This is a genomic window from Desulfobulbaceae bacterium (assembly GCA_013792005.1).
GTDB lineage: Bacteria > Desulfobacterota > Desulfobulbia > Desulfobulbales > VMSU01 > VMSU01.
In genome coordinates this window covers 15,210-27,246 of record VMSU01000175.1, presented here as the reverse complement: position 1 = coordinate 27,246, position 12,037 = coordinate 15,210, and the positions used below count along the sequence as shown (strand labels likewise).

The window sequence follows — 12,037 nt, the reverse complement described above, 5'->3', positions numbered from 1 at the left end:
TGGTTGTTTGCTCGTGCCAGGTCCACGACATTGGAAGTTCTGGACCACTTTGCTCCTTTGTCCGGGTCTCCCAGATATGCCCAGTCCAGGATTTGGTCCTGGGTCTTGCACTGCAGGCATACCGGGTTGGCTGCGGCAGCGCTTTGGGGGATAAAGGCCTTTTGTTCATTGGAACCAGGGATGGTGTCCACCAGATAATCCCAGGCCTTTTTGCCGCCGGGCTCAGCGACATACAACCAGCCATTTTTCGGTTGGAAGCGGCCACCAAAGGCTCGATCCACGACGAATTGGTCGACCAGCATCCAGTTGTGACTGCGGGTCAGGGCGTGTTCCTTGGTGAAACCGTGACCTGCCATCAGTTTGTCCCAGTAGGGGTTTGGCGCCCGGTTGGTGAGTTGTGATTTTTCGTCCCGGGCTGGCCGGTGGTAGGAAGTCTCGTTGAAGCTCTGATGCTGTTCCTTGTGGCAGGCGCCGCAGGCCTCCCACGACAGGTTGGTGCCTGGACGGTTGGCGGGAGATTGGTCTTTGAGGTGAGCGGCTAAGCCGGAGTGGCAGGAAGAGCAGTTGACTCCCCCATGTTTACTGCCTTGGTGCAGTGATTGCACAGCATCGTGGCATTGGTAGCACTCTTCTGCCTTGACGTTTTTCTCTTCGGCGGCCATGGCAGGGCTGCTAATAAGTGCCAATAAGAGCATGGCCATTAGTACGGGATGCTTTTTTTTCCGTGGTCCTGTTTTTTCCATTTTTCTCCCCCTTCTGCCTTGTGTTTGTGAGGTGGGCGTGTGCCCGCTGTCCGAACTTAAGAGCGTAGTTGGTCGATATTTCGTAAACGTTCACCGGGCACCCCATCTGCTTCGCAGTCTCGCAAACTCGCTTAGCTGTTAGCGGCCTGCTCATGTGCAACTAGCACACTTCGCAGATCGCTTTATTGACCGACGAAGCGGGTCAATATAAATCGCGCAGGTAAGCGACCGTCGGGAGACTCCGGCTGGGGCACCCGGTAAACGTTTACAGTCTGGTGAAATCCGCACGTTCAACGCTTCTGGTGAACAATTACTTAAAACTCGATAATAATTGGTCCTCGTTCTCTCATTTCTAGTGACCAATACAAAAAATCAGCATCAACCATCTACTAGATCATCCAAAAGATGGCAAGGAAGAGAAGATCACCTTTCTCTGGATTTTAGGAAAAAACCTTAGTATATAAAAGCTCATGCAACAATCATCCGTTCTTGACGCCATTTTTCACCGCCGGAGCATCCGAGATTTTACCGCTGAACCGGTAACAGAAGAATTACTTCGAGAAGTTATCAGAGCAGGGATCTGGGCCCCTTCCGGGCTCAATAATCAACCATGGCGATTCCGCATCATTCAAGATGCGGAGTTAAAAACCGCACTTGCCGAACAAACAACGTATAGCCACATTATCCTCGCAGCCCCTGCTTTAATTGCAATCTACCTTGATAACGCCGCCATCTACGATCCCGTTAAAGATCACCAGGCGGCAGGAGCCTGCATCCAAAACATGCTCCTGGCAATTGAAGCGCTTGGACTAGCCGGTGTGTGGCTTGGCCAGATTCTAAAAAACAAATTAATGGTTAACTCTATCCTCAGCGTCAGCAACCAGTTCGACCTGATGGCGATAATCGCTATCGGTTATGCTAAACACCATAATCAAAGCTCTTCCCGTAAACCCCTTGAACAATTCTTGATCTAAATTATATGCACAGATAAAACAAAGGAGGAATCCCACCATGGCTACAATCAGCAATGTATGTAAAATTCTATTCACCCTGTTAATAGTTTCATGGCTCACCGGGTGTTCAAACATGAACCTCGGCCCCACGAACCAGTCTGATGGAACATCAACCAGCAACACGTACTACCCGACCAAATTCCGTGACCTGGAAGTTCCCAATGAGCTGACCCTTGACAGCAGCAAGACGCTCTACGTCAACACAAGTTCCTTTGCTGGTGGAATTGTGTACATGACCGGGAGGCTCGAAGTCAGGTCGTTAACCGACTTCTTTACCCGCACCATGCAGCAAAACGGATGGAAATTAACAGGTGAAGCTCATTATAAAAATGTGCTCCTGGCTTTTTCCAAGCCCAACAAGAATTGCATGATCACACTGTATGAAGGTGAATTAGGTACCAGCACCAAAGTCTACGCCTACATGACTGAGGATCTCACCTCAGGGGGAAGTAATGACGGTAGCTTATAATGCCATCCATGTTTCCACCACTTCCTTACACCACAGAGCTGTGTTGTCTCGTAATCAGCAAACTTCCGTATCCAATATTTCCCCAGGGTAGGTCTTACTAACATGTCACACCCTTTTACTGACAAACACATTCTTTTCGGCATCACCGGTGGCATAGCAGCCTATAAAGCGGCTGACTGGATCAGAGCGTTACGTCAGCGTGGTGCTGAAGTCACTGTGGTAATGACCGAGTCTGCCACTCGCTTTGTGACCCCCCTCACCTTTGCTGCCCTCTCCGGCAACAAGGTAGAATGCGAAATCTTTGATTCGCAGCATCCGGAGTCCATCGCCCACATAACTTTGGCAAAAAAATGTGATCTGATGATCATCGCTCCGGCAACAGCCAATACTATTGCCCGCTTGGCCCACGGCATGGCAGATACGCTGCTTTCAACGATTGCTCTGGCAACCCAAGCCAAGGTTTTGGTCTTTCCGGCAATGAATAGCGCCATGTATCTTCACCCCGCGACCCAAAACAATATCACTCAGCTCACCACACTGGACTATACAGTTATCCCACCAGACTGCGGCTCCATGGCATGTGGTGACCACGGTCCAGGACGACTTCCGGAATGGTCCACTGCCGAAGCCGCTATAGCAACCGCCCTCTCTGCGCAAGACTTGACCAATCAACATATTTTGATCACCGCAGGACCAACCCAGGAACCGCTTGATCCCGTCCGCTTCATCAGTAATCGCTCGACCGGAAAAATGGGTTATGCTTTGGCCAGCGCCGCCTGTCAGCGTGGAGCCATGGTGACTCTGATCTCAGGACCAAGTAATCTTCCTCCCCCCATCGGTGTCGAAATAATCCAGGTTCGAACTGCACTGGAGATGCGACAGGCAGTTTTCGAAAGATACCATGCCGCAACAGTGATCATCAAAACCGCAGCAGTCTCGGACTTCCGACCGAATACCATCTCCGATCAAAAGATTAAAAAGGTAGCCACAACATCTTCCTGCCTTGACCTGACTGCCAATCCCGATATTCTTTATGAACTCGGAGCACAAAAGGGAAAGGATTCCCGCCCCCTTTTGGTTGGCTTCGCCGCAGAAAGTGAAAATCACATTAAAGAAGGACTGCGCAAGCTGGCTAGTAAAAACCTCGATCTTATGATTGTTAATGATATATTACGACAAGACACAGGGTTTGCCGCAGATACCAACCAGGTCATCATCATCGATAAAAACGGAGGGACAACATCGCTCCCTCTACTCTCAAAAGAAGAAACATCCCACCGCATCCTTGATCGCATCTCTCAGCTGATCTGACCCGGAATAAAGTTGGTTTTTCTTTTCCACACAGACAGTTACCATCATTTTTTGTTGTACACCCCAGCTCAATCCGCTATACCTATTAAATATATATGGCATGGTTTGATGTCTTACTATCCAACATTACGGTAACTGTTCACACATTTTTTATATATGACCACACCTAGCGAAATCACTGCAACGGAAAGATTACTCGAGCTGATTCGCGCATCCTCTTCAACAGAAAAAAAAGACGCTGTTCATGGCAACAATACCTCTGATCTTATTTCTGAACCAAATCCTGACGTTCCAAGTCCTCAGAAAACTGAACCCCATTCTGCCAGCGCCACAACTGCAAGAGTATTAGCTCCCGAGAAAGACAATGAAATACCCCTGACATTAGAAACACCTGCCGATGAAGGTGACAACGCCCCCTCCCCTTCACCTCCCCTTGAGCAGCCCATATCTCCCGAGACTTCCACCACCAAAGATACCGACAAACTACTCGATTTGATTCGTTCGTCCCTCTCGTCAGAAAGAAAAGATGCTGATCAAGCAACCGAACTAACAGAGCCCATTGCCGATTTTGATTCCCAATTGCCAAATAAGCAAAATAGTATTGAACTAAGTGATCTTGAATCAACGGAAACTGCCCTAACAACCGATGAAGAAAGTAATTTCACACTCACGTTAGAAAATAATGAAATCAGCAATGATACTATTCTCAACGTTGAAAAACCTTCTCCGCCACCTCAGCCTGAGCAACCAAGTCCTTCAGATCACAGCATTGAGACTCCCGTGGCTGATGAATCAGCTCCTCTACTACCATCCGCGGAGAACAATAAACCTTCCGCCTCTTCACATCCACACGATGATGACGATGAAGATATCTTGCTGTTCCCCCAACCTGATCAGGCTATCCTCCATGGTCCGGAACATGAAGATGATAAAGTATCAGCATCGTTAACTCCACCCTCAGCTTTCAGCCTCCGTAGTCTTCTAAACTTAAAACGTCTTAGCTCAACAACCAAGACCACGATCGGCATCGATATCAGGCCTGGAGTAATCCATATTGTCAAATCACAAACCAACAAAAACGGGCCAGATCTTCTGGCTTACGAATCTGTCCCGTATGAATTTGCTCCTGTGGCAGAACCAATAAATCTGTTTGAGGACCAGGAATTCATGGCGGTCCTCTTTAAAACCGTGGCAAGCTTCCACACCAGCCAAGAACACCATGAAATTTGGTGTTCTTACCCTTTCGTAAAACCGGTTGAACTGCACAACATCACCATCCCCAAGGTAGCAGAAAAAGATCTTTCCACTGCTGTCTATTGGTCGGCAAAACGAGAGCTTGAATTCGATGAAACTATTCATATTTTCGACTACTTTCCGCTACAGGAGATCACCGAGTCCAACCAAGCGAAGATCCAGACGCTCGTCACACTGGCCCCACAAACTGAGGTTGATGGTGTAAAATCAATGTTCAAAAATGCCGGGTTCCCGCTGACTGGAATATCCTTTCCTGCCGCAGCAATCCAAAATTATTTACATCACGACCCATCAATCCCGACAGATCAACCTGTTGTCTACTTCACAATCCGAAAAAACTACTCCTTCATTGATCTTTTTCACCAAGGAAAAATTTTCTTTAGCCGGGTGATAAAAACCGGCACTGACAGCTTCGTCGAATCCTTGATCGAGCAGGCACAGAGTCAAAATATCGTTATTGACGAAGAGAATGCCAAAGAGTACCTCTTTCGATCTGGCGCTCATGGCACCAGTTTACACCATAACAATAGTACCCTCGCCCCGTTATTCGATTGGGAGAAATTATCTGTCATCGGACGATTGGCCAGACAGCTGGTCCGCACATTTGAGTACTGCTCCACCACCTTCAAGATTCCTCCTGTTGGAGCAATAGCAACATCAGGAGAATTTATTATCAATGATGCAATTCTTAAGTCGGTCGAGAATAAGGTTGGTATTAAATGCTCGCTCATTGAACCGCTCTCTTCAACGATTTTTCATCAAAACTCAGTACTCTCTCCCCCTAGCATCTCCAATCTGATAGTTGCAGCAGGACTGTCTCTGTCAAACATACAAACTACTGCTAATTTCCTGTTTACCTATGCGCACCGGGCAAGAGAGACATCAAGTAAAAAGGTCAACTCTCTTATCGCCATTGTCTCAATCTGTCTCGCGATTAGCTTAGGAGTCACCTTTGCCTGGCAATACAACAAGGAACTCGACAAGAAACAAGATGTCATTCGTCTTCAAGCACAACTCGAAAACAATTTCAAGGTGGAACCACGCACCCGTGACAGCGAATACCTCACTCAATCCGTCCAGAAAATCACTCAATTTCATCTTGATAATAAATCCAAAACAAAGCGGTTTAAAGCCGTTGCTCTAATCACTGAGTTAACCAGAACCTTAGGCAAGGAAATCACCCTAACAGACCTTGTCCTCGATTTGGAACCTGAGACTAAGGTTTTGCGCAACCCGCAAGAAACCCCTCTGAATGGCTCATTAACCATCAGTGGCTTCATTAGCGCTCCGTCAGAAAATCAGGACTTCATCCTGATGAGTCTCCTTAAAGATCTCGCTCAACTAAAGATGCTTAGTGACCCGATCCTGCAATCTCAAACAAATGCCTCCCTGAACAACCAAGAAATACTCCGGTTCGAAGTCAGGCTCACAACCTCCCTTAGTTTTCTGGACCCCCCAGCCACATGAGCCAACTCAATCAACTCTCATTCAGCCGGAACAACGTTATTTTCCTCTGCCTCTGTCTTGGCGGACTTCTATTGCTTGTCATCATCGGCATCCTGCCACTCAACGCGCATCATCGTAAGCTTGATCAAGAAATAACTGAAATCACCCAACAGCTCGCCCGACAGAATCAAAACCAGACAGACATCGCAACCATTGATAACATTCTAACCAAACTTGACCAGCAACCAACTCCACAAGTTGCGGAATTGGCCCCGCTGCCACAGAACAAAACTAGCCGGATAACTGATGATTTCCGAGCATTTGCCAAAGAAGTTTCTCTAAATGTTGATAGAATTGATCCGCTTCTTGACAACAAAACAGACTGGAGTAGCTTATCGGTAAAGGCTGAGTGTTACGGTGAACTGAACACGCTCCGCTTATTTTTGCTCAAACTGCTCTCCCTGCCCTATGTCCGGAAGATCGACCGACTTGAAATTCATCCAGGGACCTCCACGCTACGGTTCACCCTGATCTACACCATAGACTTGGCATAACCATCAGGCACACGAATAAAGACACTATCAATGGAAAAACGTGAAAAAATAATCGTGATCATGGTTGTAGTTGCTGCACTTTATGGTGTGATTGACTTTACCCTGACCAGCAAGAAAAAAAAATTGGAGTCGCTCTCCCTTAACACCTCATCCCCTGTTATAGCCATGTCCTCGGCAGAACTTGAGGCCTTGATTTCAGCTGATAACATAAAAATCGCCGCCCTAACTGTTTCAATCAATGATCCTTGGCCAAAACAAATTTTCACTACAGAACTTATTGATTTTGATGGAGAAAAAAAAGTTGATGAGACACGGGAGGCGTTGATGAATGAACTGAGAGCCAAGGTCAACGATCTCTATTACTCAGGTTTTGTATCAATGGGAGATGACCGTATTGCCATCATCAACAACATGGATTACCGGATAGGCGAGCAAATAGAAGGTTTCACCATAACCAAAATCACCATTGATGCGGTACAGATCAGCGCGAGCGATGCCAATTTTGACATTCCCGCCACCACCGAACTTCAACCACCTGTTCCCGGCCAAACTCCGCCTCAACCTGAATAGAATACAACTCAAGGCCATGATCACCATGACAACAAAGCTATTCGCACAAATCGCTACTCTATTTTTGACATGCGCCATCTTGTTTTCCGGCTGTGTCCCTCATGAACCGGCAAAAGATGATTTTTTTGACAAGTGGAAAACCAAAGCCAAGTCATCACCTCCTTACACCCCAACTCAACTGTCCCTTTCTGAATCCATCACCTCTCCAGAGGGTGAGAAATCACCTGCCATACCTGCAACAGTACCCACTGACAAAACAGATGAAACGCTTTTAGACTTGCCCACAACCCCTCTTACAGTACGATTTATCGATGATGATCTGGCTACCTCGCTCAGGACCCTCGCCAGAATTGGTCTTCAGAACATCCTTATCAGCCCGAGCGTTGAAGGCAAACTCAACCTCCAAACCCAGGAAACCCCGTGGAACAAGGTTTTCATGGGTATCATCAACAGTTACAACCTCACTGTTGTCAAGGAGGCCAACCTGCTCCATGTCATGTCAATGGCTGACCTCAAACAACAGGTCGAACGTAAAACCCTCCATCTTCAAGAACAGCAGGTTTCAAACCTGGTGACCAAGATTGTTCCTGTCGAATTTTCCGATCCCAAGACAATTGCAGAAACTGTCAATCTGCTACTCTCTAAGGATAAAGACGGCAAACCCCGCGGCTCAGCCTCGATAGATCAGCATTCCCGCTCACTGATCCTCTCGGAAACTGAAGCCAACATGAACAAGCTGCTGATTCTAATTCACGAATTAGACAAGCCCACTGCCCAAATCTTGATCGAGGCCCATATTGTCGAAACTACCAAGGATACCGCTCGAGAATTAGGAATTCAGTGGGGTGCTATGAGTGCTCGTGGAGTATTGGGGGACTCTCAAGTCAATCTTAATCCAGGTACTTCTGCCGCGACTTATGTCCCTGGCACAGCAGCTGTCGCCGGCACGTCTAGCATCATTGGATCTTCCTCTGCACCAGCCGTCCCCGGCACATCAGGAACACCGTTGATTCCCAGCGTAGTAGGCTCTCTTGGAGTTGCCGCTACACCAGCCGTCCCTGGTCACTTAATTTATCCCGCTGCTAACGCCACGACCATAGGCCAAAATGTCTCATTAGGTGCATCCTCAATAAAGGGCATACTTCCAGCCACAATCGGACTTATCGTCAATGGTAATGATATGCTGCTGAACGCTCAACTCTCTGCCCTGCAACGAGACGGAAAGCTTAATATTCTGTCCAGTCCCTCCATCGCCACCCTGGACAACTCCCAGGCAATCATCGAATCAGGGAAATCCGTCCCTGTGCAAACGGTTGACAGCAACGGCAACCCCTCTACCTCTTACAAAGACGCTACTTTAAACCTGACCGTGACCCCACATGTTATTTCTGATCGAATGATCAAGCTGAATATCGAGGCCAAAAAAGATGAAGTCGATACCGCCAATGCCGTACTTGGTAACCCATATATCATCAAGAAATTAGCCAAGACCCAACTGATTGTAGAAAACAATACAACTGTCGTCCTAGCGGGACTATCGAAAGAGACTCACTCCGGCTCCAACACAGGAGTCCCAGGACTCAAGGATGTCCCCGGATTTGGCTGGCTGTTCAAAAAAGACTCCACCAGCAATGAATTTGAAGAACTGTTAATCTTTATTACCCCTAAAATTCTGACCAAACCCATCGATCCAATCACGTTAGGGGATCAACCATGAGGACCCGCAAACGCCTGGGTGAAATGCTGACTGACGCCGGCCTGCTCACCAAGGAAGGTCTCGAAGACGCTCTTGCCAGACAGAAAGGGTCTGGACTTCGTCTCGGTGATTTTCTTATCGACAAGGATATTGTCCCTGAAGATAAGATCATCGAAATGCTGAGTTCCCAGCTCCAAATCAAAAAATTCGACCCCAATGAATATGAAATAACGCCAGAACTGGCCCTGGTTATCGACAATGAATTGGCCAGCAAATACCGTTTGGTTCCCTTGCGCAGAGGTGATTTCATTCTCACTGTGGCCATGGTTGACCCCATGGACATTCAGGCGTTGGATGCGCTGGAAAAACTATGCGATATCGAAGTCGAGCCTGTTATCTGCTCTAAATCCCAGCTTAACCTGCTGACCAACGGAATTTACGGCATCCATTCCGAGGTCAAGGATATCCTCGACAAGATCGATGACAAACTGACCATCGAAACTGTTGAAGATAATAAAAAGGAGGACTTAAGCGACCTTCGTGACATGGTAGACGCCGCCCCAGTTATCCGCCTGGTTAATTCCATTCTTAGGCAAGGGGTTGCAGAAAAAGCCTCAGATATTCATATCGGCGCAGAAAAAGATCGTGCCCAGGTCAGATTGAGGATCGACGGCAAACTGCATGAGGTCCCGCCACCGCCACGATCCATGCTAAGCGGGATAATCTCCCGTCTCAAGATCCTGGCGAACATGGATATCACCAACACCAGAATTCCGCTGGATGGCCGTTTCAATATTAATATTGATAATCAGGAAGTCAGCATCCGGGTATCTACTCTACCGACCATTTACGGTGAAAACATGGTCATGCGGCTGCTCTTTGTCAGCGCCGGCTCCCTCCCCTTAAACAAACTCGGGCTGCTTGAAAAAGATCTAGAAGCGCTGATGCACCTCGCTACTCAGCCATACGGAATGATCTTGAGCGCCGGACCCACCGGAAGCGGCAAATCGAGTTCGCTCTACGCCATATTAAAGGAGGTAATTTCTCCCGAGATTAATGTTATTACACTGGAAGACCCGGTGGAATACCGGATGGAAGGAGCACGACAAGTACAACTCAACTCAAAAGCCGGGATGACCTTCGCTTCAGGCTTGCGCTCAATCCTTCGCCAGGACCCTGACGTGATCATGGTCGGCGAGATCCGCGACGGCGAAACAGCGATGATCGCTACTCAAGCCGCTCTGACCGGCCATCTGGTCTTAAGCACCCTGCACACCAATGACTCGGCCAGCGCAATTACCCGCCTTAACAACATGGGGGTGGAACCGTTTCTGATCTCATCCTCACTCCTTGGCGTCTGCGCCCAACGTTTGGTCCGCAGAAACTGCAGTTACTGCCTGGAACCGTTCCAGCCATCACCGGCAACGCTTAAATACTGGGGTCTGCCACAGGCAATCGAAGCAAATTTCATGAAGGGAAAGGGGTGCAGCTACTGTATGCACTCCGGACATAAAGGACGGATGGGAATTTACGAAATTCTAAAAGTCGATGATAGTGTTCGAGAGATGATCCTTCAGGGCAAATCATCCACCGAGATTACCAACATCTTGAGGGAGAACAGAAAATTGACCACCCTACGCGACATAGCCTTGCTCCGGGTAATGGAAGGGGCAACGACCTTTGAAGAAGCCGCTAAAACTGTAATCGTCTGATCATGGCACAATTCAAGTTTACCGCCATCACGGGACAAGGTAAGACCATCGAAGGTGTGATGGAGGCAGAATCACTAACCGCAGCCCAAAACCAAATCGTCCGCCAAGGCCAAATACCTATAAAGGTCGTTCCCGCCCAGCAAGAGGCCTCTCCGGGAAGCAATAGCCTCGCGAATATCTTCGCAACCAAAGTCAAACAACCGGAAATCATTCTTTTCACTAAACAGTTTCGGACCATGCTGCGCACCGGCATCCCGATCATGAAGACCCTCAACATCCTCGGTGATCAAGCTAAAAACCCCACCCTGAAAATTGCCCTGACGCAGATGGAAAAAGAGGTCCAAGAAGGCGCCACCTTGTCGGTGGTATTCAAACGCCAGCCGCACATTTTTTCCTCGCTGTACTGCGGACTGATCAACGCCGGCGAAATCAGTGGCACTATGCCTGAGGTGCTTGACCGGGTAACATTCATCCTTGAGCATGAATTCAAAGTCAAAAGGGACATCAAATCGGCGCTGGCCTATCCCAAAATGGTAATGTTCACCTTGTTTGGGGCCTTCTTTTTTCTGTTAAACTTCGTCATCCCCAAATTTGTCAGTATCTTTACCAAAGTAGGCATTGACCTACCCATGCCCACCAAAGTCTGCCTGATGATGTATCAGGGCATGCAGAGTTACTGGCCGATAATGCTGGGCACGGTTATCTCTTTGATCGTAGGCCTTAAACTGGCGATCAAGACCGAAAAGGGAGCGATCACCATGGATCTCTTCCTGATCCGTCTTCCCATCGTCGGCCCTCTATTTATCAAATCGGCCATGTCGCGCTTTGCCAGTATCCTGGCCATCCTTCTTTCCAGCGGGGTCAGCGTCCTGACCTCGTTTGAGATCCTCTCCGCCACCATCGGTAATGCCGCCATCGCCCAGGAGTTCAACAACCTCGCCGAAAAAATGCGCGAAGGTCATGGAATTTCTAACCCTTTGCGCAAATCGCAGTTTTTCCCGCCCATGGTAGTCAACATGATCGCCATTGGTGAAGAGTCCGGTTCCTTGGACGAGATGCTGAGCCAGGTTGCCAGTCACTATGATGAAGAAGTGGAATATGCCGTGGCCGGATTGTCTGAAGCTATCGGCCCGATTCTAATCGTGGTATTGACCGGCGTGGTCGGATTCTTCGCCCTCGCCATCTTCATGCCGATGTGGGATCTCACTAAAATGGCAAAGTGATGGTCGACCGCTGGTTGACCATCACTTTGATACCGTCCCCAAGTCC

The 12,037-nt window shown here is 48.3% G+C and carries 10 protein-coding genes; 9 read left to right on the top strand and 1 reads right to left on the bottom strand.

Going from position 1 to position 12,037, the window contains the following annotated elements:
- On the bottom strand, nt 1-743 hold a 743-nt coding region (locus FP815_11380), incomplete at its 3' end, for an ammonia-forming cytochrome c nitrite reductase subunit c552 (protein ID MBA3015534.1).
- 470 nt (nt 744-1,213) lie between these two features.
- On the opposite strand from FP815_11380, the gene FP815_11375 reads away from it, so the two are divergent.
- The 9 genes from FP815_11375 (at nt 1,214) to FP815_11335 (ending at nt 11,991) form a co-directional block, all read left to right on the top strand.
- The gene (locus FP815_11375; protein MBA3015533.1) at nt 1,214-1,717 is read left to right on the top strand and encodes a nitroreductase family protein; all 504 of its coding nucleotides are present in this window, start codon (nt 1,214-1,216) and stop codon (nt 1,715-1,717) included.
- Nucleotides 1,718-1,754: 37 nt separating this feature from the next.
- Nucleotides 1,755-2,225, top strand: a complete 471-nt coding sequence (locus FP815_11370) for a hypothetical protein (GenBank protein ID MBA3015532.1) — start codon at nt 1,755-1,757, stop codon at nt 2,223-2,225.
- Between the two features lie 102 nt (nt 2,226-2,327).
- On the top strand, nt 2,328-3,536 hold the full coding sequence (gene coaBC, locus FP815_11365) for a bifunctional phosphopantothenoylcysteine decarboxylase/phosphopantothenate--cysteine ligase CoaBC (protein MBA3015531.1): 1,209 nt from the start codon (nt 2,328-2,330) through the stop codon (nt 3,534-3,536).
- A 156-nt stretch (nt 3,537-3,692) separates the two neighbouring features.
- A complete protein-coding gene (locus FP815_11360) occupies nt 3,693-6,257 on the top strand; it encodes a hypothetical protein (GenBank protein ID MBA3015530.1) in 2,565 nt (854 codons plus the stop codon).
- Nucleotides 6,254-6,790: a hypothetical protein gene (locus FP815_11355; GenBank protein ID MBA3015529.1), complete on the top strand. Its 537-nt coding sequence runs from the start codon at nt 6,254-6,256 to the stop codon at nt 6,788-6,790. Before FP815_11360 ends, FP815_11355 begins: the two co-directional genes overlap by 4 nt.
- A gap of 30 nt (nt 6,791-6,820) precedes the next feature.
- Nucleotides 6,821-7,360, top strand: a complete 540-nt coding sequence (locus tag FP815_11350) for a hypothetical protein (protein ID MBA3015528.1) — start codon at nt 6,821-6,823, stop codon at nt 7,358-7,360.
- Nucleotides 7,260-9,077 (top strand): hypothetical protein, encoded by a 1,818-nt coding sequence (locus FP815_11345; protein ID MBA3015527.1) that lies wholly within the window; start codon nt 7,260-7,262, stop codon nt 9,075-9,077. Before FP815_11350 ends, FP815_11345 begins: the two co-directional genes overlap by 101 nt.
- Nucleotides 9,074-10,768: a general secretion pathway protein GspE gene (locus FP815_11340; protein MBA3015526.1), complete on the top strand. Its 1,695-nt coding sequence runs from the start codon at nt 9,074-9,076 to the stop codon at nt 10,766-10,768. Before FP815_11345 ends, FP815_11340 begins: the two co-directional genes overlap by 4 nt.
- Before the next feature lie 2 nt (nt 10,769-10,770).
- Nucleotides 10,771-11,991 (top strand): type II secretion system F family protein, encoded by a 1,221-nt coding sequence (locus FP815_11335; GenBank protein ID MBA3015525.1) that lies wholly within the window; start codon nt 10,771-10,773, stop codon nt 11,989-11,991.
- The last annotated feature ends 46 nt before the right edge of the window (nt 11,992-12,037 follow it).

Bases quoted from the DNA above. Each gene is read 5' to 3' on its own strand.
- coaBC (MBA3015531.1), top strand. From the start codon at position 2,328: ATGTCACACCCTTTTACTGACAAACACATTCTTTTCGGCATCACCGGT.
- FP815_11355 (MBA3015529.1), top strand. From the start codon at position 6,254: ATGAGCCAACTCAATCAACTCTCATTCAGCCGGAACAACGTTATTTTC.
- FP815_11370 (MBA3015532.1), top strand. From the start codon at position 1,755: ATGGCTACAATCAGCAATGTATGTAAAATTCTATTCACCCTGTTAATA.
- FP815_11360 (MBA3015530.1), top strand. From the start codon at position 3,693: ATGACCACACCTAGCGAAATCACTGCAACGGAAAGATTACTCGAGCTG.
- FP815_11335 (MBA3015525.1), top strand. From the start codon at position 10,771: ATGGCACAATTCAAGTTTACCGCCATCACGGGACAAGGTAAGACCATC.
- FP815_11350 (MBA3015528.1), top strand. From the start codon at position 6,821: ATGGAAAAACGTGAAAAAATAATCGTGATCATGGTTGTAGTTGCTGCA.
- FP815_11340 (MBA3015526.1), top strand. From the start codon at position 9,074: ATGAGGACCCGCAAACGCCTGGGTGAAATGCTGACTGACGCCGGCCTG.
- FP815_11375 (MBA3015533.1), top strand. From the start codon at position 1,214: ATGCAACAATCATCCGTTCTTGACGCCATTTTTCACCGCCGGAGCATC.
- FP815_11345 (MBA3015527.1), top strand. From the start codon at position 7,260: ATGCGGTACAGATCAGCGCGAGCGATGCCAATTTTGACATTCCCGCCA.